Origin of the sequence: Aeromonas sp. QDB03, from assembly GCF_027707985.1 — a bacterium.
In the GTDB taxonomy this organism is placed as follows: Bacteria; Pseudomonadota; Gammaproteobacteria; order Enterobacterales; family Aeromonadaceae; genus Aeromonas; species Aeromonas hydrophila.
On record NZ_JAPCJG010000002.1, the window covers coordinates 866,330 to 891,884 of the forward strand.

At 61.9% G+C, this 25,555-nt stretch carries 29 protein-coding genes, 1 tRNA gene and 1 other annotated feature; of the genes, 3 read left to right on the top strand and 27 right to left on the bottom strand.

Annotation, left to right across the window (positions count from 1 at the left end; genetic code table 11):
- Positions 1–2 precede the first annotated feature (2 nt).
- From PG900_RS08675 to PG900_RS08690, 4 genes are all read right to left on the bottom strand, one after another.
- A complete protein-coding gene (locus PG900_RS08675) occupies positions 3–302 on the bottom strand; it encodes a hypothetical protein (RefSeq protein ID WP_270802721.1) in 300 nt (99 codons plus the stop codon).
- Positions 303–488: 186 nt separating this feature from the next.
- Complete coding sequence (hcp1, locus tag PG900_RS08680; RefSeq protein ID WP_270802719.1) at positions 489–1,007, bottom strand: type VI secretion system effector Hcp1; 519 nt, start codon at positions 1,005–1,007, stop codon at positions 489–491.
- Positions 1,008–1,237: 230 nt separating this feature from the next.
- On the bottom strand, positions 1,238–2,008 hold the full coding sequence (locus PG900_RS08685; RefSeq protein ID WP_270831270.1) for a LuxR family transcriptional regulator: 771 nt from the start codon (positions 2,006–2,008) through the stop codon (positions 1,238–1,240).
- Positions 2,009–2,571: 563 nt separating this feature from the next.
- Positions 2,572–2,659: transfer RNA gene (locus PG900_RS08690), tRNA-Ser, on the bottom strand.
- A 198-nt stretch (positions 2,660–2,857) separates the two neighbouring features.
- Between PG900_RS08690 and PG900_RS08695 the strand changes: the two genes are divergently transcribed.
- The gene (locus tag PG900_RS08695; protein ID WP_270831271.1) at positions 2,858–3,607 is read left to right on the top strand and encodes a DsbA family protein; all 750 of its coding nucleotides are present in this window, start codon (positions 2,858–2,860) and stop codon (positions 3,605–3,607) included.
- Positions 3,608–3,737: 130 nt separating this feature from the next.
- Here PG900_RS08695 and galE read toward each other — a convergent pair whose 3' ends face one another.
- From galE to PG900_RS08800, 21 genes are all read right to left on the bottom strand, one after another.
- Positions 3,738–4,763 (bottom strand): UDP-glucose 4-epimerase GalE, encoded by a 1,026-nt coding sequence (gene galE / locus PG900_RS08700; RefSeq protein ID WP_270831272.1) that lies wholly within the window; start codon positions 4,761–4,763, stop codon positions 3,738–3,740.
- An 85-nt stretch (positions 4,764–4,848) separates the two neighbouring features.
- Positions 4,849–5,868, bottom strand: coding sequence for a hybrid-cluster NAD(P)-dependent oxidoreductase (locus PG900_RS08705; protein WP_270831273.1), 1,020 nt, complete (start codon positions 5,866–5,868; stop codon positions 4,849–4,851).
- Between the two features lie 113 nt (positions 5,869–5,981).
- On the bottom strand, positions 5,982–7,631 hold the full coding sequence (gene hcp / locus PG900_RS08710) for a hydroxylamine reductase (RefSeq protein ID WP_043168651.1): 1,650 nt from the start codon (positions 7,629–7,631) through the stop codon (positions 5,982–5,984).
- Positions 7,632–7,918: 287 nt separating this feature from the next.
- Positions 7,919–8,386 (bottom strand): Dps family protein, encoded by a 468-nt coding sequence (locus PG900_RS08715; RefSeq protein ID WP_270831274.1) that lies wholly within the window; start codon positions 8,384–8,386, stop codon positions 7,919–7,921.
- Positions 8,387–8,509: 123 nt separating this feature from the next.
- Positions 8,510–9,064, bottom strand: coding sequence for a DUF3833 domain-containing protein (locus tag PG900_RS08720; RefSeq protein WP_270831275.1), 555 nt, complete (start codon positions 9,062–9,064; stop codon positions 8,510–8,512).
- Positions 9,064–9,615: a chalcone isomerase family protein gene (locus tag PG900_RS08725; RefSeq protein WP_270831276.1), complete on the bottom strand. Its 552-nt coding sequence runs from the start codon at positions 9,613–9,615 to the stop codon at positions 9,064–9,066. Before PG900_RS08725 ends, PG900_RS08720 begins: the two co-directional genes overlap by 1 nt.
- Positions 9,572–9,790: a TIGR02450 family Trp-rich protein gene (locus tag PG900_RS08730; protein WP_011705034.1), complete on the bottom strand. Its 219-nt coding sequence runs from the start codon at positions 9,788–9,790 to the stop codon at positions 9,572–9,574. Before PG900_RS08730 ends, PG900_RS08725 begins: the two co-directional genes overlap by 44 nt.
- Complete coding sequence (locus tag PG900_RS08735) at positions 9,787–10,266, bottom strand: DUF2878 domain-containing protein (protein ID WP_270831277.1); 480 nt, start codon at positions 10,264–10,266, stop codon at positions 9,787–9,789. Before PG900_RS08735 ends, PG900_RS08730 begins: the two co-directional genes overlap by 4 nt.
- Positions 10,267–10,268: 2 nt before the next feature.
- On the bottom strand, positions 10,269–11,525 hold the full coding sequence (locus tag PG900_RS08740; RefSeq protein ID WP_270831278.1) for an SAM-dependent methyltransferase: 1,257 nt from the start codon (positions 11,523–11,525) through the stop codon (positions 10,269–10,271).
- The gene (locus PG900_RS08745; protein WP_270831279.1) at positions 11,525–12,307 is read right to left on the bottom strand and encodes a DUF1365 domain-containing protein; all 783 of its coding nucleotides are present in this window, start codon (positions 12,305–12,307) and stop codon (positions 11,525–11,527) included. Before PG900_RS08745 ends, PG900_RS08740 begins: the two co-directional genes overlap by 1 nt.
- Positions 12,304–13,563, bottom strand: a complete 1,260-nt coding sequence (locus tag PG900_RS08750) for an NAD(P)/FAD-dependent oxidoreductase (protein ID WP_270831280.1) — start codon at positions 13,561–13,563, stop codon at positions 12,304–12,306. Before PG900_RS08750 ends, PG900_RS08745 begins: the two co-directional genes overlap by 4 nt.
- Complete coding sequence (locus PG900_RS08755; RefSeq protein ID WP_270831281.1) at positions 13,560–14,297, bottom strand: SDR family NAD(P)-dependent oxidoreductase; 738 nt, start codon at positions 14,295–14,297, stop codon at positions 13,560–13,562. The genes PG900_RS08750 and PG900_RS08755 overlap by 4 nt, the downstream gene beginning before the upstream one ends.
- Positions 14,294–14,722: a nuclear transport factor 2 family protein gene (locus tag PG900_RS08760; protein WP_103827283.1), complete on the bottom strand. Its 429-nt coding sequence runs from the start codon at positions 14,720–14,722 to the stop codon at positions 14,294–14,296. Before PG900_RS08760 ends, PG900_RS08755 begins: the two co-directional genes overlap by 4 nt.
- A gap of 1 nt (position 14,723) precedes the next feature.
- Positions 14,724–16,145, bottom strand: coding sequence for a deoxyribodipyrimidine photo-lyase (gene phrB / locus PG900_RS08765; protein ID WP_270831282.1), 1,422 nt, complete (start codon positions 16,143–16,145; stop codon positions 14,724–14,726).
- Positions 16,142–17,029 carry a MerR family transcriptional regulator gene (locus tag PG900_RS08770; protein ID WP_270831283.1) on the bottom strand — a complete coding sequence of 296 codons (888 nt, stop codon included), beginning with the start codon at positions 17,027–17,029 and terminating at the stop codon, positions 16,142–16,144. The genes phrB and PG900_RS08770 overlap by 4 nt, the downstream gene beginning before the upstream one ends.
- Before the next feature lie 63 nt (positions 17,030–17,092).
- Entirely contained in the window at positions 17,093–18,037 is a 945-nt protein-coding gene (locus tag PG900_RS08775; RefSeq protein WP_270831284.1) for a YbgA family protein, read from the bottom strand.
- Positions 18,038–18,209: 172 nt separating this feature from the next.
- Positions 18,210–18,839 carry an outer membrane beta-barrel protein gene (locus PG900_RS08780; RefSeq protein WP_011705025.1) on the bottom strand — a complete coding sequence of 210 codons (630 nt, stop codon included), beginning with the start codon at positions 18,837–18,839 and terminating at the stop codon, positions 18,210–18,212.
- A 184-nt stretch (positions 18,840–19,023) separates the two neighbouring features.
- A complete protein-coding gene (locus PG900_RS08785; RefSeq protein ID WP_016349812.1) occupies positions 19,024–19,572 on the bottom strand; it encodes a DUF3157 family protein in 549 nt (182 codons plus the stop codon).
- A gap of 95 nt (positions 19,573–19,667) precedes the next feature.
- Complete coding sequence (locus tag PG900_RS08790; protein WP_011705023.1) at positions 19,668–20,540, bottom strand: hypothetical protein; 873 nt, start codon at positions 20,538–20,540, stop codon at positions 19,668–19,670.
- Positions 20,541–20,585: 45 nt separating this feature from the next.
- Positions 20,586–20,864: a DUF6482 family protein gene (locus PG900_RS08795; protein ID WP_011705022.1), complete on the bottom strand. Its 279-nt coding sequence runs from the start codon at positions 20,862–20,864 to the stop codon at positions 20,586–20,588.
- A gap of 25 nt (positions 20,865–20,889) precedes the next feature.
- A complete protein-coding gene (locus PG900_RS08800; RefSeq protein ID WP_270831285.1) occupies positions 20,890–21,489 on the bottom strand; it encodes an HAD family hydrolase in 600 nt (199 codons plus the stop codon).
- A 169-nt stretch (positions 21,490–21,658) separates the two neighbouring features.
- Positions 21,659–21,793, top strand: a sequence feature (Phe leader region).
- A 38-nt stretch (positions 21,794–21,831) separates the two neighbouring features.
- Here PG900_RS08800 and pheA point away from each other — a divergent pair.
- Positions 21,832–23,004, top strand: coding sequence for a prephenate dehydratase (gene pheA / locus PG900_RS08805; protein ID WP_011705019.1), 1,173 nt, complete (start codon positions 21,832–21,834; stop codon positions 23,002–23,004).
- Positions 23,005–23,103: 99 nt separating this feature from the next.
- Here the strand turns inward: pheA and PG900_RS08810 are convergent, their stop codons facing one another.
- Entirely contained in the window at positions 23,104–23,535 is a 432-nt protein-coding gene (locus tag PG900_RS08810) for an LPP20 family lipoprotein (protein ID WP_011705018.1), read from the bottom strand.
- Between the two features lie 15 nt (positions 23,536–23,550).
- Positions 23,551–24,171, bottom strand: a complete 621-nt coding sequence (locus PG900_RS08815) for a FlgO family outer membrane protein (RefSeq protein WP_016349807.1) — start codon at positions 24,169–24,171, stop codon at positions 23,551–23,553.
- A gap of 194 nt (positions 24,172–24,365) precedes the next feature.
- Here PG900_RS08815 and PG900_RS08820 point away from each other — a divergent pair, with 194 nt between their 5' ends.
- Positions 24,366–25,520, top strand: a complete 1,155-nt coding sequence (locus tag PG900_RS08820) for a flagellar assembly protein FlgT (RefSeq protein ID WP_016349806.1) — start codon at positions 24,366–24,368, stop codon at positions 25,518–25,520.
- The last annotated feature ends 35 nt before the right edge of the window (positions 25,521–25,555 follow it).

The window sequence follows — 25,555 nt, forward strand, 5'->3', positions numbered from 1 at the left end:
CCTTAACCTGCCTGTCCGCTGCCTGAACCAATCACCACGCCGCCACAGCCGACGGCGGTACCGGTCACGGCGATGGACTTGCCACCACACCGCGAAGTACGCAGCCCACAGCCGACCCCGCCCGAGATGCTGCGCGGATGGGGTGGATTGTTGGGTTTGTCGTGGGGGGCCAGCGGCTCATCCTGCCGGGACGCCAATTTGCCACCGAGGGAACACTCAGAGCTGACTGAAATCACGAGAGATGGGAAAAGCCCATCGCGATCGATGAGCACATCACCGGACGATGCAATGGTGGAACACATGACGACTGGCCTCTGTTGTGCTTTGCAATAAGGTCGCCTCGCAGCCATATGGCAAAACACAAAAGCTCCGACCGCATCCAGCTGAACAGGTCGGAGAAAGCTTGCACGGGCCTGACGACAGCTGACACTGCCATCGTCAGGCCATAGGGTGCACTACAAGGAATAACGGCAATAAGAGATCGAGCGTTAGGCCTCGATCGGCGCGCGCCAGTCGTCTGCACCGGAAGTACCGGCAACGGTGTGCTCCCAGTTGATCTTGCGATAGGCCAGAGAGACCTGGATCAGTTGGGTGAAGTCAGACTTCGCCGGATCCTGGCAGTGCGGCATCTGGCAGTCGATGTCGACGATGGTGGCATCGGTCAGCACGGTAGAGAAAAAGTGCTCCTGCTTGCCCTCGACGGAGGTGCGGTACCACTTCAGGGTCACTTTCGGCAACATTTCGCCGGAGGCCAGCGAGTTGTACATCAGCGGTACGGCCTTGTTCAGCGCAACGGTGAACTTGAACGGCTTGTGGACACGCTGACCAGCCGGCTGACCGGATTGCGGGTCAGTCGGTACGGTCACGACGTGCTGGAATTCTTGTACCAGCATCTCGTCTTCGTGGCCCTGCACGAAGATGTTGCCGACGGAATCGGAAGTGAAAGCACCGGCGGTGAGGTTGCCCTGGGTTTTACCTTCGATGCTGATATAACATGGAGTTGGCATGAGTATGCTCCTGATTGGTTGAACGGTAATGACACTCGACCGAACCAGTTAGCAGCGACCATGCCACTCTTTTTTATAGTTATTTTTCAAAGACTTAATAAACTGGCAAGTCGTCCTGCCGGATACATGGCGCAAAAAGTTGCAACCAGCAGACTATTGCACCATTAGTTCTTGCACTCGCAGTGGAACATCTCGCCACTTACGCAACAAGTTGCTTGCGACAAACATAATCACTGCTTTTCATCCACATTGGCAACCAACGCCATCTCCACATTCAACCTGACCATCCCCTGCTTCAATGCCCATGAAATGGCCTGGCTCTTGCTGCTGGCACCCAGCTTGCTGACCACATTGTTCAGATGAAACGTCACGGTACGGGGAGTGATCCCCAGGATCTGGGCAATATCGCTCACCTGCTTGCCCTCCGCCGCCCAGCGACACACTTCCAGCTCCCGTAAACTCAACGCATCGTGCGGTGACAGACCCGCCAGACAGACCCGGGCCACCGCCTCGAAAATATGCATGGAGAGCCAGCTGATAAAGGGCACTGCAGAGAGCCATTGCTGGCGGCTACGAGGCGTACTGGTAATAAAAGAGAGCAGGCCGACATGGCCGTTGGCACCGTGCCAGGGCAGGGTGATGCCGTCGCAAATGCCGTACTCGCTGGCCAGCTGCATCACCTCCCGGCCCTGCTCATCACAACGCTCCTGATCGTTCACCACATCGGCCCATAGAATAGGAGTGCTCCTGGTCATGGCGCATTTGACGATGGGATCGATGGCAAAGAAGCCGCTGCTGGTATAGGTATCCACCCAGGCCTGCGGACAGCCGTTGAAAATGATGACATCCGGGCGCTGGATGGTACTGGGAAAGATCAGGGCCAGGCGAAAATAGTCGAATCCCATGCGACCGCTCAGCTCGCGCAGCAGGGTCACTATGGTGCGATCGTCAGCGGCCGTCTCGAACTGGCCGATGAGATCCAGCGCGTGCAGGGTATTCATCTCTGGGGTATGAGGATTGTGCACAAGGTAGGCTAGCCAAACATGGAAACATGCTGAATGTTAACAAGCGTCAACAGATGACACACTCCGGCACATAGGAAAATCAGAACTCTCCCACACTTTATGCTATCGAATCGTAATTTTTGTAATGAAATGCTACAGAAAACCTCAAGCGTTCCGCCAGCGACCAGTCGTGACCCCTACGGATGCTAAGAATTGCAACATTTGCCATGGCTCTTCCCCTCACGGGCGGTCAACAACCCTCAGCTCCTTCCTGCATCACGCAACAGAAGGTGTCCAGGTCGTGGCTGAGGAGCCAGTAAGACTAGATAGCCACCGACCTGCACGAAGATCAGGGCCGAAGGAGATGATCAATGCACTTGGTTGTCCGGTGATGGTCTGACAATGAACACTGAGCAAAACTGGCGGGAAAACAGCAAGCCTTAGCCAAGTGTCGGAATATACGTGGATAAAGATGGCTTACCCGACCACAGGCAGAATGAACGCGAGGATTTGAATAGCAAAAAGGCCACCCTTTCGGATGGCCTTTTTAGCTGAATAAATGGCGGAGGAGGTGGGATTTGAACCCACGGATGGTCGCCCATCGCCGGTTTTCAAGACCGGTGCATTCAGCCGCTCTGCCACCCCTCCGCGACAGTGCGGCGAATATTACCCATGGTGATCGCCCTTGTAAATCCCCTCGCCGCTCGTTTGCCGATTTATTGGGCTAAATGATGCACAAAGCCGCCAATTTGAGCATAACCAGCGCTTTTTCAACCAGATAACTTGACTTGAAAACAGACTCACCCACTATAGTCAGCATCACGAAATCCCCAGCAAGATGGACTTATGAAAATCAAACATGCCCTGCTTTGCGCCCTGACGGGTGCCACCCTGCTTGCGGCGCCGGTTCAGGCGAGCGAACTGACCAAGAGCGACGTGGAACAGATAGTGCGCGACTATCTGGTCAAGAACCCGGAAATCCTGGTCGAGATGTCCAACGCCCTGCGCGCCAAGCAGGAGAGCCAGCAGGCCGAGAGCGACAAGACCTTGATCAAGGCACACGCCAAGCAGCTCTATAGCAACCAGGATCCGGAGAGCGGCAATTCCAAGGGCAGCCTGACCGTGGTCGAGTTCTTCGACTACAACTGCGGCTACTGCAAACGCGCCCACCCGCTGATCAAGCAGCTGCTGGCGGAAGACAAGGACATTCGCTACATCTACAAGCAGTTCCCGATCCTGAGCGAAACCTCCTACTTCGCCGCCCGCGCCGCCTTGGCGGTACAGCTGGGTCAGCCCGACAAGTACCAGGCCTTCCACGAGAAGCTGTACGCCCATCAGGGCCCGCTGGCCGACGAGGCACAGGTGAAGCAGCTGGCGGAAGCAGCCGGCGTCAACTGGAGCAAGGTTGAAGCCAAGATCAAGGATGGCAGCATCGATCAGAATCTCGGCACCAACCGGGCACTGGCCGAAGCCATGAGTATCTCGGGCACACCGGCCTTCATCATCGGCGATCAGATCCTGCGCGGCGCCCCCCGTGATCTGGCCAGCCTGAAAGGCTTCATCAAGGATGTGCGCGCCGGCAAGAGCATTCAGTAATCCCGCTCCGGCACATAAAAAAACGCCCCGGCATGCCGGGGCGTTTTGCTATTCATGCTGCAAACCATCAGGCCTGATGGGCCGTCGCAAGAAGCGGTCAGCAAAGCGAAGAGCAGCGCATGACCCTTGATCACGGCTTCGCAGCAGGACCATAACCGTTCGGGTTCTGGCTTTGCCAGCGCCAGGTATCCACCATCATCCGCTCCAGACCGCGTTCGGCCTGCCAGCCCAGCTCGGCACGGGCCTTGTGCGGTTCGGCCCAGCACTCGGCGATGTCGCCGGGGCGACGGGGCTTGATCTGGTAGGGAATGGTGCGACCGCTGGCCGCTTCAAATGCCTTGATCATCTCCAGCACCGAATAGCCCTGACCGGTCCCCAGGTTGTAGGTAAAGACCCCGGTATCCGACGCGATGCGTGACAGCGCTTTGAGGTGACCAATGGCGAGATCCACCACGTGGATGTAATCGCGCACCCCGGTACCATCCGGCGTTGGGTAGTCGTTGCCAAACACCCCCAGCTCCTTGAGCTTGCCCACGCCGACCTGACTGATATAGGGCAGCAGGTTGTTGGGAATGCCGTTGGGATCTTCCCCGATGAGACCGCTCTCGTGGGCACCGACCGGGTTGAAGTAGCGCAGCAGCACGATGGCCCAGCGGGGATCGGACTTGGCGAGATCGCGCAGGATCTCTTCGACCATCAGCTTGGAGCGGCCATAAGGGTTGGTGGCGCTGGTGGGGAAATCTTCCCGCAGCGGTACCGAGGCCGGATCGCCGTAGACGGTGGCCGAGGAGCTGAAGACCAGCCGGAACACGCCGGCCCTAGCCATCTCTTCGCATAACACCAGGGTGCCGGTGATGTTGTTCTGGTAGTAGGTGAGCGGGATCTGGCTCGACTCGCCGACGGCCTTGAGCCCGGCGAAATGGATCACCGACTCGATCTGGTGGGCGGCAAACAGCTGTTGCAGGCAGAGCCGGTCCAGCACATCCCCTTCGACGAAGATGACCGGCTTGCCGGTGATCCGCTCGACCCGTTTGAGCGACTCGGGGGAGGAGTTGGAGAGGTTGTCCAGCACCACGACCTGCTGCCCAGCATTCAAGAGTTCAACCAGGGTATGGGAGCCGATATAGCCGGCGCCCCCTGTGACCAGAATTGTCATTATTTATCCCGTGTTCGACTGAAACTGGGAGCAGAGTCTACCCGCCCAGCCTTCTCAGGAAAAGAGCGGGATGCCAATGACGCCCTCAATAGTCGATGCTGACATTCCCGCTGGCGGTGCAGGAACAGGCCAGTGCCACCCCGCGCTCGAGATCCTGCGCGCTCAGGGTCATTACGCTCTGGCGCTCGATTTCGCCCTCCGTGGTACAGCGACAGGCCCCGCACACCCCGGCACGGCAGGCCGCCATCATGGTCTCCCCCGCCCCCTCCAGCGCCGCCAGCAGGGTCTGACCCGGCAGGATCTTCACCTTCTTGCCGCTCTTTTTAAGGGTCAGCCAGAAGTGGTCGCTGCCGGCCGCAACTGGCGCCGCACTCGATGCTCCAGCAGGCAGGCCGAACGACTCCTGGTGCAACTGCGCTGCCGGCAGCCCCAGCTCCGCCAGCATGGTGCAGACTGCGGTCATATAAGGGGCTGGCCCGCACAGATAGACATGGCGGGCGAGCAAATCCGGTGCCAGCTCCCTCAGCATGTCCGGCGTGAGCCGGCCAACCCAGGGATAGGCCGTCGGCGCCTCTTCCCGTACTTGCTCCAGCACTAAAGCGTGGCGAACGCCGGAATGAGCAGCGGCCAGCGCAGCCAAGTCGTCTGCGAAGATCACATCCTCCGGCGAGCGGGCGCTGTGAATGAAGCGAATGTCGGCATCCGGCCGTTTTGCCAGCTCGTCGCGCAGCATGGCCCACATGGGGGTGATGCCGGAGCCGGCACTCAAGAGCAGCGGCCGCTCGCAGGGCAAGGCAGTCAGGTTGAAGTCGCCGAAGGGACCGTCCACCCGGATCTCGTCCCCCACTTGCAGGGTTTGATGCAGATGATGGGAGACCAGTCCGACATCCTTGATGGTGACCTGCCAGCAGGCATCCTGCGGGCTGGAGGAGAGGGTATAGGCACGGCAGTGGGGCTGGCCGTCAATCTCGGTGTACAGCGTCACGCACTGGCCCGCCAGCACGGCAGGCAGGCTGCCCGTCTGCGGCACGAACTGCCAGCTCGCTACATCGTGGGTATCCGCCCGGCGGCCGATGCACCTGAGGGTGAGAGAGGTGGAGGTCATCGCAAGGCTCCTCTTGTTGAAAAATGTTGGACAGGGGTCGTTAAAAAAGGCGAGCCATCAGGCTCGCCAAAGGCTTACAACATGCTGAGCGTGTAAGGCGGATGTGGCGCCGCTCAGGCCGCCAGGATCTCGGCGAGATCGGCTTCGGCCGTGGTGGTCCCTTTCAGACCGAACTGCTCCTCCAGCACCTTGAGCAGAGCCGGTGTCAGGAAGGCCGGGGCGGTCGGGCCGGTACGGATGTCCTTCACACCCAGCGCCAGCAGGGTGAGCAGGATGACGATGGCCTTTTGCTCGAACCAGGAGAGCACCAGGGTCAGCGGCAGATCGTTGACGCCGCACTCGAACGCCTCGGAGAGCGCCAGCGCCAGCTGGATGGCGGAGTAGGCATCGTTGCACTGACCCACGTCCAGCAGACGGGGAATGCCGCCGATGTCGCCGAAGTCGAGCTTGTTGAACTTGTACTTGCCGCAACCCAGGGTCAGCAGCAGGCTGTCCTGCGGGATCGCCTTGGCAAACTCGGTGTAGTAGGCGCGCTCGGCACGGTCACCGTCACAGCCACCGACCAGGAAGAAGTGGCTGATTTCGCCGGCCTTGACCTTGTCGATCACCGCCGGGGCAGCCTGCATCAGGGCGTTGCGGGCAAAGCCGATGGTGATGAAGTGCTCCAGCTCAACGTGCTTGAAGCCTTCCAGCGCTTGCGCCTTGGCGATCACGGCGGAGAAATCTTCCCCTTCCAGGTGGGTCACGCCCGGCCAGCCGACGATGGAGCGAGTGAAGATGCGATCCGAGTAGTTGCCCACGTTCGGGTCGATGATGCAGTTGGAAGTCATCACCACGGCACCCGGGAAGTTGGCAAACTCCTTCTGCTGGTTCTGCCAGGCGGAGCCGTAGTTGCCCACCAGGTGCGGGTACTGCTTGAAGAAGGGGTAGGCCAGCGCCGGCAGCATCTCGCCATGGGTGTAGACCTTGATGCCGGTGCCCTTGGTCTGCTCCAGGATGAGCTTGAGATCCACCATGTCGTGACCGGAAACCAGAATGCACTTGCCCGGTACCGGAGTGACGCGTACCTGGGTCGGCTCGGGGTGGCCGAAGGCGGTGGTTTCACCGAGATCCAGCATCTCCATGATCTTGAAGTTGAGCAGGCCAATGTCCATGGCGCACTTGAACAGCGGATCCAGATCGCTCGGATCCGTGCCGAGCCAGCTCATGATGCGATGGAATTCGGCGGCTACCCCGGCATCCTGCTGATCCAGCACCCGGGCGTGCTCCATGTAGGCAGCGGCGCCCTTGAGGCCGTAGAGACAGAGCAGGCGCAGCCCCATGATGTCTTCGTTGACTTCGTTCTTGCCACGGTTGACTGCGGTCTGCGGTGCCTGGGCCAGTTGGGCCAGCAGATCGGCACCCGGCTCGAAACGGGCGGCAGCGGGCAGTGCATCGGCCTGCACCGCCAGCGGAGCCAGCTTGGCAGCCAGTTGCTGACGATAGCTCAGCGCCTGATTGACATAGGCCACGATGCGGGCGGAGTCGAAGTTGACGTTGGTGAGGGTGGCGAAGAAGGCCTTGGGCACGAAGGCGTCGATCTCGCTGTCGACGATGCCGTGCTCACGGGCGGCCAGCGCCCAAGCGCTGAGCCCCTGCAGGGTATAGATCAGCACATCCTGCAGATCCGAGGTTTCAGCCGTCTTGCCGCACATACCTTGTGCATAGGCGCAGCCGTTGCCTGCCGGGGTACGAATTGTCTGTTCACATTGCACACAAAACATCATGCCTCTCCTAATTGGACATTTCAGTTGTTTGTTTTGTGGCGATTCTATTCCTACGGCTCAGAACTTAATAGGCATTCAATTTGCCAATTCAATTTTCATTGATGCAGATCAAAAACAAAAAAGCCGCCCAAACAGGGCGGCAAGCGGGTGGATAAAAGGAGAGACAACTCAGGTTTGCAACAGAACACGATAATGGAACGGGTCGGGCTGGCGTCTAGTCAGGCAGATCCAGCCCTTCACTTCATCAAGCAGGCATGCTTCGCAGCGTCCGGCCTGGTTAACTATCAGGCCAGGTAAGCGCGCAGCATCCAGACCAGTTTCTCCTGCTGCTGCACATAGTCGGAGAGAATGGACGCAGTCCCTTCATCACCGGCATCGGCGGCTTGCCCCAGGATACGGCGCTGGGCCACCAGCAGTTCGCGGAAACTCTCCAGCAGGGATTCGACGCAGGCACGACCGTCGTGCAGCCCCTTCTGCTCGGCAATGGCGGAAACTTTCAGGTAGTCGCTGAAGCTGTGCAGCGGCACGCCATCCAGGGTCAGGATGCGCTCGGCCAGAGCATCGACCTTCAGCAGCAGGTCGTTGTAAATCTCTTCGAACTTCAGATGCAGCTCGAAGAACTGGTTGCCGCGGATGTTCCAGTGGAAGCCGCGAACGTTCATGTAAAGGATCTGGTAGCTGGCCAGCAACTTGTTCAGCTCGGCGGCCAGCGCTTGTGATTGAACGGTATCAAGACCAATCGGACTCTTCATGTTTCACCTCCAGATTTGACGACCTGGTCATCTTAGAACTCATCAGACTCAAAAGGTAATAGTTAAGATCTAACTGATTGATAGCGTGCGGCTATCATCCCAGCAGTCGCCGGGCTAGGTGGCTCATTCAGACTGACGCTCGATGTAGAGGATCACCTCCCCCAGCTGGATGCCGAACTTGCTGATGGCAGCCCGGTTGAGCAGGCGATTTTCATCCAGCAGATACATCCAGTCATCGAAACTCACCCGCACCACGCTGCCGTCAGGCAGCGCCAGATCGAGCTGATAGCGCCAGTTGAGGGCAAAGCCTGCCGTCTTGCCTACCGCCTCCCCCACCACGTCCGCCGCCGTGCCGCGCCAGTGACCATCCGCCCCCTTGCTCAAAAACCAGGTGCGGGTCTGCTGGCGCCCATCGTCAAAATAGAACTGCTCGAACAGCTCTCCCTTGTCCCGCTGCCAGTGCCCGCGCATCTCCACCCGAAAACGGCTGGTCACCTCACCGCTGCGATCGGTCACCAGACCGTGCGCCGTCAGCTTGCCACTGAAGAAGCGAGCGAGATCCCACTCGGGGCCCTGGCCGCGATAATCCTCCAGACTGCTGCCGCAACCAGCCAGCAGCAGTGGCAACAACAGCAGGTAGCGCCAGGTGCGGGTGTATTTCATGAATCCCTTTTGCATCAGCGCTCTCCCCGCAAGCGGCGGGTAAGCGCCGGATCGCGGCTCCCTTGTGCCAGCCAGATGGCAAGAAAGGCCGCCGAAAATTGCGGATCGGCGAGGGTGCCGAGCGGCTTGTCCCGCCACCAGAAATGGCCGGCGCCGCCCCTGTCGACATAGAAGGTAAGCCGGTCACCCGCCTGGACATCGGGCCAGAGCGCGGCGAGCTGACCAAGCCAGCCCTGACGCTGCTGCTCGCTGCCCAGCCCCAGTCGCTGCCACTCGGCGGCGGTGGCGCTCAAGAGATCTTGCCGCTCGATGGCTCTGGCGTAGGTGAGGCTCAGTGCCTGAGGATAGTGACCCGGCCGATAGCGGCCGTTCTCGCTGTAGAGGGTGGCGTCATAGAGCTTGAACCAGAGCCAGCTCATCTCGCCGCGCCCAACCGGCTGCAGCTGCTGCCAGGGAGTGACCAGGGCTTGCCCGGTCTGGGCGAAAGGGGTCAACGGTAGGCTCAAGCCTGCCAGCAGCAGGCTAATTCCACCCCATGTGCCAATGGGCGGGATCTTCGAGTTCATGCCAGTCCATCTCCTGTTCCAGCAGCGTGTTGATATCCTGCATCACCACCTGCTGCAGCTGCCCCTGCGCGTCGCGCTGACAGGCCACCACCAGATAGAAACGCTCGGTCAGCTCGTGCCGGCTCTCTTTGGTCCATTTGGAAAACAACAAGGTGTCGGTCGAAAAGGTGTTCATCTCGCTTCACCCTCCAGCTTGACCGTTACCCACAGGAGTACGGGTAACCACCACATCCAGATCACCGCCAGCAGTGCTGCACTGATCCCGATGCCCCAAGGTAAGTGTACTGCCCCCATGGCGGCTCCCGCCACATAGGAGGAGGCCCCCCCAGCCATGCCGAACAGCCCCTGCTGCCAGCGCGGCAAGGGCCGCAGCCAGCGCAGACCGTGGCAGAGGGTCAGGGCAAAACCGCACCAGAGCAGCACCAGCCAGAGCGGAAAACCGGCGTTGAAATCAAACAGCCCGAGCTGCCAGAACAAGGCATCGAGCAGGCTGCCGGCAAGAGCGACCGGGATGAGCCGCCAGTCACGCTGGCGGCTGGGTGAGAAGAGAAAGTACAGCAGCAGCATTGCCAGCAGCGGGCCCGGCTGCTGCCACTTCACCGCCAGCAACCAGTAGAGGTTGAACCCCAGCAGATGGGCCCACTGCCACATGCTCAGCGACCGCCGACAGGCAGATCCCCACTCCAGCCGAGTGGGCCCGGTTTGGCCGCTTCCAGCTGTACCAGGCTGATGGTGCGCTCCCAGAAGCCCCCTTCACAGTAGGCGAAATAGAAGTGCCATAACCGAATGAAGTCCTGGCTGTAGCCGAGGGCTGGCAGCTCGGGCACCAGCGCCAGGAAGCGCTCGCACCAGTGAGCCAGCGTACGGGCGTAGTGGTGGCCGTGATCGTGCAGCCGCACCAGCTGCATATCGGTCTCGCGCGCCAGCAGCCCCGCCATCTGGGAGACGCTCGGCAGGCAACCGCCGGGGAAGATGTAGCGCTGGATGAAATCCACCCCGCGCAGGTACTGGGCATGGCGTTGATCCGCGATAGTGATGGCCTGAATGAGCAGGCGACCACCGGGTTTGAGCAGCCGCGACAGCTGGCGGAAATAATCGGGCAGAAAGGCGTGGCCCACCGCTTCGATCATCTCGATGGAGACCAGCTTGTCGTAACTGCCCTCCAGCTTGCGATAGTCCTCCAGCAGCAAGGTGATGCGATCTCCCAGCCCCTCCCGCGCAATCCACTCCTTGGCGTAATCGTGCTGGGCCCGGGAGATGGTTGTGGTGGTCACTCGGCAGCCATAGTGACGGGCCGCATAGACGGCGAGGCCGCCCCAACCGGTGCCGATCTCCAGCAGATGATCGTCAGGGCCGAGTGCCAGCCGCTCGCAGATGGTGCGCAGCTTGGCCTGTTGCCCCTCCTCCAGGCTGGCCTCGGAATGGGGATAGATGGCACTCGAGTACTGCATATGGCTGTCGAGAAAACCCTGATAGAGGGTATTGCCGAGATCGTAGTGGGCGGCGATGTTGGAGCGCGACCCGGTCAGGGTATTGCGATTGAGCCAGTGGCGCACCTTGTTGAACGGAAAGCTGAGCCAGCCAAGGCGCCGCTCAAGGGAGTCGAGCAGCGCCAGATTGCGGGCCAGCAGCCGCACCAGCGCCACCGGATCCGGGCTGGTCCAGAGCCCCTCCACCCAGGTTTCCCCGGCGGCGATGCTGCCCCCCAGCAGCAGGCGGCGGTAGAAGGCCGGATCCTGTACCACCAGCTCGGCGTGCAGGTCGGTACCAGCCACGCCAAAGCTGTGACGCTCAGCGCCATCCCGCAGCAGCAGTTGGCCGTTTTCGAGGCGCCCCAGCAGATTGAGCAGCAGTTGCCTGGCCCCCTTGTCGATGAAAGAGGCAGAGAGGGTTGATTGCACAAGTTCCATTAGCGGCTCTCCGGATGGCTAAAAATCGGTGTTCGTTTGATATAAAGACGCAGGGCCTGCCAGTAGATCCCGAGCAGCACCTTCATGGTCATCCAGGGCCAGCGGGCCAGCAGGGCCGCCAGCCCCTTGCGCGACAGCGGCGCCCGGCGCAGCGCCAGGGTGGCGTCAAACAACTTGGCCTCCCCGGATACGGGATGACTCTCGATGTGGATCAGTGTCTCCTGCGCGGGTGGACGAATGCGCCAGTGGTAGCGCATCGCAAGCCCCATGAAGGGGGAGACATGAAAATCCTTGTCGTGGGGGGCCAGCACCGCCAGATCTAGCAGGTAGTAGTGGCGCTCATTCCAAGGGGTGTTCGACACCTCCGCCAGCAGATAGCGCGCCTCTCCTTGCCGGTAGCAGAAGTAGAAATTGACCGGGCTGAAGTAGAACCCCAGACAGCGCACGTTGCCGAGCAGCAGCACCCGCCCCTCGGGCTCGGCATCGCCACCCAGTTCGCTCACCTTCTGCCACACCGCCTGCTTGAGCGGCCCCTCGCTGCCGCGCAGGTAGTCGTCACGACGAAACGAGAGCAGCCCTGCTCGCTCCACCCCGAACCAGCGCCCGCGATCGAGCGTGGCCAACTCGTCGAGATCCAGCCCCAGCATGAAGAGGTTGTAGGAGAAGGCATGGGTGCGCGGTGCGAAGCGGCGGTGGCGCACCGACCCCAGCCAGATGGCGCTGAGGGTGCCGGTCATGGCCTCGGCACTCGCCTCCTGGCCGCTCAGGACTGCACCCTTCATAGCTCGGCCCCAAACCGTCTGGCCACGTCCAGCGCGCTACGCACCCCGTCTTCGTGAAAGCCGTTGTACCAGTAGGCACCGCAGAAGTGGGTGCGCTGCTGGCCGCAGATCTCGGCCCGCCGTTGCTGGGCGGCGATGGAGGCCTGATTGAACACCGGATGGTGGTAGACGAAGCGGCGCAGCACCTTGCTCTCGTCTACCTTGCCCAGGGGATTGAGGCTGACGCAGAAGGGCTGCGGCGAGCTCACTCCCTGCAATATGTTCATGTTGTAGCTCACCAGCGGCCGCGCCTCGTCGTTGCCATCGAGCTGATAGTTCCAGCTGGCCCATGCCTTGCGACGGGTAGGCAAGCAGCGCGCATCGGTGTGCAGCCAGACGTCGTTGGCCTGATAGGGCATGGCACCGAGAATGGCCTGCTCCCGCTCGCCCGGATCCGCCAGCAATGCCAGCGCCTGATCGCTGTGACAGGCGAGGATCACCTCGTCAAACCGCTCCTCGCCGTAGCTGCTCTGGATCAGCACCCCGTCCGCCTGGCGCCGGATCCCCTGCACCGGACAGGCCAGACGAATGTGATCCTGCCAGCCGGCCGTCAGCGGGCCGATATATTCCCGTGAGCCGCCCGGGATCACATACCACTGGGGCCGGTTGGCCACCTCGAGCAGGCCGTGGTTGGCAAAAAAGCGCAGGAAGAAGCTCAGCGGAAAGGCGCGCATATCGGCCAGGGTCGACGACCAGATGGCGGCCCCCATCGGCAAAATGTAGTGGCGGGCGAAGTAGTCGCTGAACTCCCCCACCTGCAGAAAATCCCCCAGGGTCAGCTCGGGGCCCTCGCCCTGATGTTGACCATCAGCCAGCCAGGCCCGCGCCTCGCGGTTGAAGCGCAGGATCTCGGCGACGAAGCCGTAGAAACGGGGGCTCAGCAGGTTGCTGCGCTGGGCAAACAGGGTATCCAGGTTGTGGCCGTTGTACTCCAGCCCCTGCGGGCTTTTCACCGAGAAGCTCATCTCGGCCGGCTGCCGCGCCACCCCGATCCGCTCGAGCAGCCGCAGGAAGTTGGGGTAGGTGCGGTCATTGAAGACGATGAAACCGGTGTCGATGGCATAGCTGCGCCCCGCCTGGTGGACGTCGACGGTGGCGGTGTGGCCACCCAGGGTCGGTGCCGCCTCGAACAGGGTGATGTCGTGCAGCTTGTGGAGCAGAAAACCGGCGGTCAGACCTGAAATACCGGAGCCGACGATGGCGATCCTTTTCTTCATGAAGGGCGTCCTTTCGAAACGAGTGTGCGGCCAAGACGCAGCCAGAGCCCCGTCGGCAGCGCGCCAAGCAGGCGCAGCAGCCAGATGAAACGACGGGGAAAGTGGATCTGGTGACGACCGGCAGTGAGCCCCGCCATGATGGCGCGGGAGGCCTCTTCCACCGTCACCAGACAGGGCATGGGAAAATCATTTTTGGCGGTGAGCGGGGTCTGCACAAAGCCGGGGCGGATCAGGGTCACGCCGATCCCTTTGCCGGCCAAATCGAGGCGCAGGGTATCCGCCAGATAGTCGAGGGCCGCCTTGGAGGCACCATAGGCTTCGGCCCTGGGCAGCGGCAGCCAGCTCACCGACGAGCTGACGATGGCAAGGCGTCCGCCTGCCCCGAGCAGCGGCAAGAAGGCGGCCAGGGCGTGGCCGGTGGCAATGAGGTTGGTCTCGATGATCCGGGCAAACAGGGCGCCGTCAAACCCCTCGGCGACATCCATGTACTCGCAGTTGCCGGCATTGAGGATCACCAGGTCGACCCGAGCCAAGCCGGCGGCCGCCTCGCTCACGGCGCTTGCATCGCGCCCGTCAAACTGCAGCGGCGTGATGCCGTGGCGACCCAGTGCCAGCAGCCGCTCGCCATCGCGCCCGCAACCCCACACCTGCCAGCCGGCGCGCCGATAATCGAACGCCAGCTGAAAGCCGATGCCGGAGGTGGCTCCGGTGATCAGCACCCGGCCGCCGCTCATGCGCCCAGCCTCCCCTTGATGGTGCGCACCAGGGGGCCGATCAGCGGCAACTGCTCGTAGAGCATGGCGCCCAGATCGAAGTAGTCGCGATGCAGGCACACCTTGCCCGCCTCGTCGAATTCGAGGCGGGTGGCCCCCTCCACCGTCACCGTCGCACCGCCGCGCAATCTGGGATGGGAGAAGGTCATGGTCCAGCCGAGCCAGGCCTGGCGCCCCTGCAGCAGCTGGCTGGTGATGACGAAACGGCAGTAGGCCAGGCGCTGATAGAGGACGGCAAAATAGTCGCTGAGCGCCGCCAACCCCTCGATGCGGTGAGCAGGATCGGTAAAGACCACCTCGTTTGCGTAGACCTCGGGCAAACGGTGCAGCTCGTCTCTGCTTAGCTGCTGATAGAGGGCCACAAAGCGGGCCAGCGACTCATCCATGCTATTTCTCCAGGGCGCGAAACATCTCGATGGCTCTCACCCGGGCAACGGCGTGGTCCACCATGGGGGCCGGATAATCGTGTCGCCCCTTGAGCCGCAACCAGTCGTGGGGCTGGTGCAGATAGGCGGCAGGCAGATCAGCCAGCTCAGAGACCCAGGTACGAATGAACTCCCCTTGCGGATCAAATCGTTGCCCCTGGGTGGTGGGGTTGAACACCCGGAAATAGGGCGCCGCATCGGCGCCGGTCCCCGCCGCCCACTGCCAGCCGCCGTTGTTGGCCGCCAGATCGCCGTCGATCAGCCGGCTCATGAAGTAATCCTCCCCGAGCCGCCAGTGGATGTGGAGATCCTTGGTGAGGAAGCTCGCCACTATCATCCGCAGCCGGTTGTGCATCCAGCCGGTGGCGTTGAGGCAGCGCATCGCCGCATCGACGATGGGGTAGCCGGTGCGTCCCTCGCACCAGGCGGCAAAGGCATCTGGATCCCAGCTCCACGGCAACGCCGCCGTCTCCGGCTTGAAGGGGCGATTCATGGAGAGGGTCGGGATCAGCACCAGCAGGTGGCGATAGAACTCGCGCCAGATCAGCTCATTGAGCCAGACAAAGCCGGGCTGAGCCTTGGACTGGGGCCGGTAGCCAAGCCGCTGCTGGAGCGCCGCCACACACTGGCGCGGGCTGAGGATGCCGGCCGCCAGATAGGGGGAGAGCACGGAGGTGCCTGCGATGGCAGGGAAATCCCGGGTCTCGCCATAATCGAGCACCGCCTGCTCCAGAAAATCATTCAGACGGCGGCTGGCCTCGGCCTCTCCCACCTGCCAGCGGGGGTCTGCCGTCAGTTCGCCAAGGGCGGCATCAACGAAGTGCCGCTCCGCCAGCGGCTGCCACGGCAACGGCTCACCGCGGGCAGTGGGCGCGCGATGAATGACAAAACCATCCTCGTCGAGCGCCTTGAGCCAGGCACGGCTGAAAGGGGTGAAAACCTTGAACATCTCACCCGAGCCGGTCAGCACCCGCCCAGGCGGCAGCACGCAGCAGCCGTTGAGCCAATGACAACCCACCGCCTGCTCCGCCAGCGCGGCGCTGACGGCCTGATCCCGACGCTGCTCGTCGATCTCGATGGCCTGATTGGCGTAGAGCTGGGTTACGCCCAGCTCGCGGCAAAGATCTGCCAGCGCTGCCGGCACCTCGGCAAAAGTCTCCACTCGCAGCAGATGGAGCGGGATGCCGAGCGCCGCCAGCTCGCGGCCCAGCACATCCACCTGCGCCAGCATAAAGCGCTGACGGACCGGGGCCAGCTTGTGCTGCCGCCACTGGGTGGGGGTGAGGATAAAGAGCGCGGCGACCGGCTCATCACCGGCGCAACCATGCCGCAGCGCCGGGTTGTCGGCCAGGCGCAGATCGCTGCGAAACCAGACCAGCTTCATGATTTTTTCCTCCCGCGTCCGCTGGCGCCAGCCGCCGCAGGCCTGCCCGCCATCGCCTCGGCAAGGCTCGCCTGCCAGCCGTGGGCTTGCAGCCACTCACCATCGTAGAGGCGCCCCAGCTCGCCAAACAGGCTCGTGCCGGCGGGCCAGCCGGCAGCCAGTTCCTGTTTGCCAAGCCCTGCCCCCAGCATGACCAGCCAGGGAGTGACGGCGCGCCCCTCCAGCAGGCTGGCATGGCGCGGCTCCACCGCCCCCAGCAGCTGCACCTCATAACCCTGACCGATCAGCTCGTAAGCGGCCCAGACCAGATCGAGCGGGCCCACCTGTCCCCAGCTCGCTAGGGTGACCGGCATGCCCTTCTCCTGCTCGATGAGGTGGCGGGCAAAGCGGGTATGCAGCCAGCCCAGCCACACCTGTTGCAGCAGCTCGCCATCGGGGCGCTCGCGCCACAGCCCCAGCAAGCGCTCCACCAGCGGCTGCAGCACCCGGCTGCGCACCAGTTCGAACGGGTAGCTCGCCAGCAGGTCGTTGAGCTCGGCCTCCGCCTTGCGCTGGTTGAAGGCGAGCAGCGCCTGACTGAACTGCTCCAGGGTCTGCTGCCAGTGATCGCTCACCGGCTCGGCCTGGGGTTCGCTCAGGAGCCCCTTCACCTGTCCGATGCTCACTCCCCGCTCCAGCCAGCTCAGGATCTCGCCGATCTGGCGAATGTCCTGCTCGCTGTAGAGGCGGTGGCCCTTCTCGGTGCGGGCCGGCTGCACCAGCCCATAGCGGCGCTGCCAGGCGCGCAGGGTCACGGCGTTGACGCCGGTGAGGCGGGAGACCTCGCGAATGGGGTAGATCCCCTCCTCCGGCGAAGGAGAAGCGGCGTGCGGTAAATCAGACATAACGGCATCCAGCAAAGGTTGAGGGAGAGGCCCCGGCCATCCGCCGGGGCCTGCACAGAACATTCAGAGCCCGTAGCGCAGTTTCAGCGTGTCGGGATGGGGATTGAGGTACACCTGCTCGGCGAGATAGGGGTTGGGGTATTCGCGCAGGTAGTGGCGGATCAGGGTGAGCGGCACCAGCAGCGGAAAGACGCCGGTACGGTACTTGTCGATGGTGTCGCACAGTTCCTGCTTCTGGGCCGGAGTCAGCACCCGCTTGAAGTAGCCCTGCAGGTGCATCAGCACATTGGTGTGGCTGCGGCGGTTGGCCCGCAGGGTCAGCGCCGCCATCAACCCCTTGATGTAGTTGTCGGCCACCTGCTGCAGGTCGGCCTTGGCCAGATTGCCGAGCAGCTTGCCAAGCGCCCGGTAGTGGGTGGTGGCGTGGGAGAGCACCAGATACTTGTAGCGGGAGTGGAAGCGGATCAGCGCAGAGGCGGTGATGCCGCGGGCGCAGAGCTGCTGCCAATCGTGGTAGGCAAAGACCCGCAGCACGAAGTTCTCCCGCAGGATGGGATCGCACAGGCGGCCATCCTCCTCCACCGGCAACAGGGGATTGGCCTCCATCAGCGCCTTGGCAAACAGGCCGACCCCCTCCTTGGCACTCCCCTCGTTGTTGGCGCCATAGATGCGCACCCGCTCCATGCCACAGCTGGGGGATTTGGCGCAGAGGATGTAGCCGGAGATGAAGTCGAGCTGGCGCGCTTTCTGCTCGCTGAAGGCAATCAGCTTTTCTGTGACATCGAAGCTGCCGTTGCTCGCCTCGGCGCGGATCTCGCCGTGGCGCTTGACCAGCCGGATGGCGGCGCGGGGCGCCCCGAGGCCAATGGCCATCTCGGGACAGACGGGGTGATAGTCAAAGTGGGCACCAAGATCCCGCTCGCAGAAGCTGGAACGCTTGTGGCCCCCGTCGAACCGTACCTCCTGCCCCAGCAGGCAGGCGCTGATACCAACCTTGATCTTGTACATATAATCACTCCTTGTATAAGTCTGAATCAGTTATAGCAGTTATACAAAAAAATGGAAGTTGTATAACTATTGCGGACTGATACGGCGCAAGGGTGAAGGTTGGATCAACCGGAAATGAAAAAACCCATGACCGAAGTCATGGGTAAAAATGAAGACACTACAGGAAGGATGATTAGAAGCTGTACTTCACACCCAGGCTGGTGATGGAGCCCTGTTGCAGGTCCCACTTGCGGTAGGTGTAGTCGGCGGTGAGGGCCAGGTTCTGGCTCACCTTGTAGGCGGCGCCCACTTTGAAATCGTGCATGTCGTCGGTCATGTTGGCGTAGCGGTAGCCGGTGGAGAGCTCGACCGCGCCGATGTCGTAGCGCAGGCCGGCCTCACCGTACATGCTGCCGCTGTTCTTGCGGGTGATCACGTCCCAGCCGCTGTCTTTGACGTTGGCAGCCACCTGACGCTCCATGGTGTAACCCATCAGGCCCGCTTCCCCATACAGGTTCAGACCTGTGCTGAGCGGGGTGTAGACACCCAGACCCAGGCTGGAGATGCCCATGCTGTCGTTGCCATCGTTGCGGGAGGTGTACTCGCTGCCCAGACGACCGTAGAAGTTGGAACCGAAGCTCTTGGAGAGGTCCAGGTTCAGACCGCCGAAGTCGCGGTTGTTGCTATCCTTGCCGCCGATGTAATCGGACTTGGTGTGCGCCCAGGTCAGGCCGCCTTTGGCGTAGCTGAAGGCATCCTCAGCCAGAGCGGAAGTTGAAGCGAAACCGGCCAGAACCAGAACTGAAAGTGCAACTTTTTTCATTTTGATGACTCCACAGGTTGAGCTAGTTGGGACCTAGCTGGAATGGGGTCATTGTGCAGAGGGCGGGGAGAAATGCCGAGCGGCAAGCTGTTGCCAAACCATGTCAGATGTAAGCAACTGTTGCAGGTGGTTACCGGGTTAACAATCAAGACAGGCTCCACGAAGGAGCCTGTTGCATGAGGGATCAGCGGAACTCCACTTCCTCAATCTCGACCCGCACCAGGGGCTTGCCGGTCAGGCCGGCCGGGCGCGGCACCTCCAGCACCATGGAGGGGCGCTGCTGCCCCTTGCGCAGATAGGACTCCGGCAGACGGTTCTCGCCGACCCAGAAGCGGGCCTCCTGCTTGACCAGCTGGGCCCCCTGCTCGCTGAACAGGGTGACGCTGCCACGCACCCGTACCACGTTGCGGGTACCGGTGTTGCTCACCATGAATTGCAGTTGCAGAGGATCCGAGCCCTCCACCTTGGCCAGCTTGACGCCGATCCCGTCCTTGACGGCCTGGGCCAGCAGCTCGGGGTTGCTCATCGCCTGCTCGGTCAGCACCGGCACGGCCACCGTGCCCTGCACCGCGCTGCCATCGGCGGCGGGCTTGAGCAGCAGGTATTCCCAGGTGAAGTCATCGTTGAGCTGCACCTGGCGGCCATCCGGCAGGGTCACCTGGGTGAGCGGAGCGGCCTGCACCAGCAGGGGCGAGAGGCAGAGGGCAACCAGCAGACGGGACAAGGGTTTCATAGGGTGATGACTCGGCGTCGATGGAAAAGGGCGTCAGTATAAAGAGTCCGTCCCGGCTTGCCTATGACCGCACTCACGTTCCTGCCCTCGGTTGCCTAGACCACCAGCTCCTGCCGCTCCTCTTCCGCCGCCATGTCCAGCGTCACCAGATCGAAGGCCGTGCTCTTGAGGGCGGTGAGAATATCCGGCTGCAGATCGAAGGCCTGGGCCCGCAGCCGGGCCGGCACCCGCACCCGGGCCAGGGTGGTGGCCCGATCGGCGAGGGTATGAAAAAACACCTGGGCCTCCTCCAGCCCCATGTCGGCCAGCATCTGCTCCGCCATGTCCACCATTCGCAGATGACGGCGCTCCACCAGCTCCGGGTCGGAGAAACGGTAGCTCAGGCAGCCGTGGGCACTCTTGCCCCAGCGCCCAAGCTGGCGCTTGTTGAAGCCATAGCGAAAGTCCCTGTGGGTCATGCCCTGCTTGGCGAACAACCAGAGGGTATTGGTCGGCAGGCTGCCGAAACGGCGCAGATACTCCTGCAGCTCCTCCACCGGCGCCGGCAGCAGCATGGGCAGGTGGCTCCAGTCGGTTTCCAGCGCAGTGAGGTGGCAGATGTAGCGCACCGGGTCGATCACCTCGTTGAGGTGGCGCAGGTGATCGCAGAAGATCATCTCATCGGTCTTGATCACCCGCTGCTCGATGCCGTAACGCTGGCAGTAGCGCTTGGCGCGTGCCACCTCCTTGCGGCTGCGGGTCGGGCTGTCCAGGGTGATGGCCCGGATCCGGATACCGCTGGCGCGGCACAGATCCATGCTGTAGCAGGATTCCAGTCGACCGGAGAAGGAGACCGCCAGTTCGCCGTAGCCAGCCAGGGTCTCGATAAGTGACTGTTCCCTGGTCTGAAAGGTCTGATCGTATCCCCGATTCAGCACAACGATATTGGCATCCATAACGACGGCACCGGATGATGAATTGGGTGCCATTGTGCTGCAACAATCCTGAATAAACCCTTAAAGGGCAGGGATAAATCAGAATTTAATGATAATTTCATGCCAATTAGTTTCATTTTCATCCAGCTGAGCATCATAAATCCGAAGTTTCGCCTGATGAACCTGATGCATGCGCAGAAATCCCTCCGCCTGTTCGAGAGAGGCAAAGGTCAGCCGGCCCCCTCCGCTGTCGGTGAGACACTGCATCTCGCCGTCGGCCTCGACACAGAGCTGATACCCGCTGCCATCCAGACAGGCGATCAGCAGCCCCGCATCCGGATAATGACTGAGCCAATTGCGAAACCGGCCATGCTCCATACCCTCTCCCTCTACATCCTGCCATTCAGGCGGGCAGGTAACCCTGCGCCACCAGTTGCTGGCGACAACTGTATGCATCGGTAAACACCAGGCCGCCGATCCCCAACGCCTGTGCGGCAGTCACGTTGGCCGGGCTGTCATCGATGAACAGGCACTGCTCGGCCTGCAAGTCGAACGACACCAGCAGATAGCGGTAGATATCCGGCTCCGGCTTCATCATCCGTACCCTTGCCGACACCACCTTGCCGCTGAAGAAACGCCAGAAGGGCTGATGCTGCTCCAGCCAGTCGATGCTGGCATGCCCCATGTTGGAGAGTGCGTAGAGGGTATGACCCGCCCCATGCAGGCTCTCTATCAGGCTCAGCATAGCGGGATCCGGCACCAGTGAGGCGGGCACTGCCTGCAAAATCGCCAGATTTTCGGCGGTACTCAGACCGGTGCGATGCTCGGCCTGACGGGCCATGGTGTGCAGTGAGAGGGTGCCACGGTCCACTTCCAGCCAGTCCGGGTGGTTGAACAGCCGCTCCGCCAGCTGTTCAGCTCCCTGCTCCCCGCGCACCGAGCGCACGATACCGACCGGATCCCAGCTCACCACCACCCGTCCCAGATCGAAAATAATCGCCATCTTCACCTCCAGCTATCTGCCTCATTACGACAGCAAGCGGGTCCGTTTTACCCGGTTTTTCCCCCGCAGGCTCACGCCCCTACCCTGCCCCGTTCGCCTCCCCCGGGCAAGTTTTACTTGCATAGCACGGTCAAATCCCTTAATGGTTATGGCGTTACCTCAAGGACACACTCATGCACGCACCATTCTTTTTTGCTTTCTCGTTTATCCGGCCCTCATGAGGGAAGGCCCGTCGTCACGTGAAGCACTCGCGTAAACAGAAAGCAAAGACGAATCGAGCCTCCCCTAGCGGAGGTTTTTTTTTGCAGCCACCACAATCGATTACTTGGATAGGGAACCATCATGGCAACGCTCGACGAGATCAGACAAGACATCACCCAGTTGGATCAGGAGCTGCTCGCCCTGCTGGCCAAACGCAAGACCCTCAGCATCGAGGTCGCCCGCGCCAAGCAGGCCAACCCGCGCCCGATCCGCGATCCCCAGCGCGAGCAGGATCTGCTGGTCGCCCTGATCCAGAAAGGGCGTGTGCTGGGGCTGGACGCCCAGTACATCACCCGCATCTACCACACCATCATCGAAGATTCCGTGCTCTCCCAGCAGGCCTATCTGCAGAGCCTGCTCAACCCGGAGCAGCAGGAGCCGATGACCAGCGTCGCCTACCTGGGACCGCGCGGTTCCTACTCCAGCCTGGCGGCCCGCAAGTACCTGGCCCGCTACAAGGATCAGGTGATCGAGGTGAACTGCCAGAATTTCCGCGAGGTGCTGGATGCGGTGGAATCGGGCCGTGCCGCCTTCGGGGTGCTGCCCATCGAGAACACCAGCTCGGGCTCCATCAACGAGGTGTACGACGTAATGCAGCACACCAGCCTCTCCATCGTCGGTGAGCTGACTTACCCCATCGAGCACTGCATCCTCACCGCCGTGCCGACCGAACTGGGCCGCATCAAGACCTTCTATGCCCACCCGCAGGTATTCCAGCAGTGCTCCCACTACCTCAGCAAGCTGGAAGGGGCGCGCCACGAGATCTGCGACTCATCCTCCAGCGCCATGATGAAGGTCAAAGAGCTGGCGAGCCCGGAGGCGGCGGCCATCGGCAGCGCCGCCGGCGGCGAGCTGTACGGGCTGGACGTGCTGGCCGAGCAGCTGGCCAACCAGAAGGAGAACTACAGCCGCTTCATCGTGGTGGCGCGCAAGCCCATCGACGTGGCACCGCAGATCCCGGCCAAGACCACCCTCATCATGTCCACTTCCCAGAAACCGGGCTCGCTGGTGGAGGCGCTGCTGGTGCTGCGCAGCAACGAGATCAACATGACCAAGCTCGAATCCCGTCCGGTGCAGGGCAACCCGTGGGAGGAGATGTTCTATCTGGATGTCTCCGCCAACCTGCAGACCCCGGCCATGCAGGCCGCACTGATGGAGCTGACCAAGATCACCCGCTACATCAAGGTGCTGGGTTGCTACCCGAGCGAAGACGTCAAACCGACCGCCGTACCGCCGGTGCTGCTGGGCAACTAGCCAGCACTCTAATCCGCCAGGCTGGGCGGCCGATACCGCCAATGAAAAAGGCGACCTACCGGGTCGCCTTTTTGTCGTCCATTCGCCTGAGATACGTCGTCAGAATTGGCCCGCCATCAGCTGGTTGATGTTGTAGAGGGCACGGGTATCAAGCTCCATCTCGGTGGCATAGGTGTTGCCGCGGGGATAGGAGGCCACTACCCTGGCGCCGCGCACCATGCCGGCCACCGACACGTCCAGCGAGTTGGAGGTCTGGGTCAAGTCCTTGTAGCTGCTCTGGCCGCGCACCTGCTGGCCGTTGAGCTGTTCCGCCAGCTCCCGATAGGCATCCATCTTGGAGGCGCGGATGGCCTGCAGCATCTTCTCGGACTGGGACGGACCGGGCTGGATGTCGATCACCGCGTAACCGACCGCCTTGAGCACCGGGAAGTCATCCGGCTTGTTGTTGCCGCCGCCATAGTTGACCACCCGATTGCCGCCGCTGCACGCCGTCAGCAGCAGGGCCAGCAGGCATCCGAACAGGATTTTCATTACGTCTACTCCTTGTCAGGGCGTCAGATTGACCAGATGGCCGCCGGGACGCGCCTGGCTGTCACGCATCAGGTAACCGCGGTTGATCGAGGCCCGGCCAAACGAATTGTTGGCACCGAACAGGTATTTTTGCGGGATCAAACTCTGGGCCGTGGTCTCCACCATCTTGGTACGCAGGTCGATGATGCGGGCATTGACCAGGATCCCCTGCTTGTTGCGGCTGAAGGTGCCGGTCAGGATGCGGGAGATGGGCAGCCGGGGGGAGAGATCCCGATAGTTGCGGCTCATCACGAAGTCCCCCTGCGGGGTGACCTTGATGCTGCCGGTCAGCTTGAAATCCACCACCACTTCCCCGCGCCGGTTCAGCTCGTAAATAAAGCTCTCCTCGATCTGCTGCCCCATCCAGTTGGTGTCCTGCAGGGTATCGAGATCGACGAAAGAGGAGACCGCGATGGGTTCGGTCAGGGTGGAGAGCGACTTGCGCTCCATCAGCTGATCGGTCATGCGCGCCACCAACCAGTTGAGTTCCATCCCCTGCGCCGCCTGACGAGGATCACCCTGCTCCCGGTTGATGGGGTCGGAGCCGCAGCCGGCCAATGCCAGGGCGAGCGCCAACGCCGTGATGAGTTTGTTCATGGATACCTTTCCTGTATCTGCACCTGATTTGTTATCGGTTCGACCGGCCAAAGCTTGAGCCGGGAATGAGGCATGGATCTTGCTAAATATTCGCGAGTGCTGTGCAACCGGCACGGTTCTGTGATCTGTATCGGCCGGCGACCTCGCTTCGACAGGGGCGAATCGCGCCGACCCGCATATTCAAGGTGCTTGTCATGAAATTACCGCTGCTGTTAACCCTGCTGCTGGCCAGTCTGTCGGCCCGGGCCGAGATCATCGAGGCGCAGGGCAGTGCCGCCATCCTGGGCGGAGACGAGGTCTACGCCCGCGAGCAGGCGACCCGCGATGCCCTGCGGCAGGCTCTGCTGGCCAGCGGCGCCGCCGTCTCCAGCATCCAGCGCCTGGAAAACGGCAGCCTGCGCTCCGAGCAGATCCAGATCCGTTCCGGCGGCGATATTCGCCAGTATCGGCTCAAGCGGGAAGAGGTGCGCAACGGTCGCATGTACATCACGGTGCAGGCAGACATCCAGGCCGAACGCCAGATCTGCCAGACCCAGCACTACGCCAAGGATTTGACGCTGGTGCGGCTGCGGCTGCGCTACCCCGAGCAGGCGAGCTATGGCGCCCTCGACGACATGCCCGCCAACCTGTCACGCCGCATGTTCGAGGCCCTGGCCAACGCGCCGCAAGGGGTGGCCGTGCGCCAGTGGCTGGACGAGAACCTGCGCATCGACCCGCTCCACCTGCAACAGGGAGATCGCAGCGCCCTCGAGGAGATCAAGGCCCTCAGCCTGCGCACCGACAGCCAGTATCTGGTGCTCGGCAGCATCGACGATCTCTCCCTCGAGCCGCAGGGCAACCAGCTGACCAGCTGGTATGAAGATCCCATCCGCAACTTTCGTATGCAGCTCTATCTGTTCGACGGCATCAACGGCAGCCTGCTCGGCCGCAAGGAGTACCAGGGCCGGGCCAACTGGACCTTCGCCAAGCGGGATCAAGTGGGCAGCAGCAGCGGCCAGTTCTGGCAGTCGAGCTATGGCCAGGAGGTCAACTACCAGTTGCAGGAAGCGGTGCAGGATCTGGTGGCCCAGCTCAGCTGCGCCCCGGTCACCGCCCGGGTGGTCGGCCAGAACGAGCGCGGCCCCCACATCAATCTGGGCCGCCGCAACGGCGTCCGGCTCGGGGATCAGTTCCGCATCCAGCACGATGCCGATTTCATCGACCCCTACGGCAAGTCGCGCATGATGCGCAACCCCGCCGACGGCCTGTTCGAAGTGGTGCAGGTGTTCGAGGATGGCGCCATCATCAGCAGCCAGAACAAATATTCGCCGTTTAACATCCAGATCGGGGACCTGGCAGTATTGGAATAAGAATCAAGGGTTTAAAAGGGAGCGGCTTCTTGTAT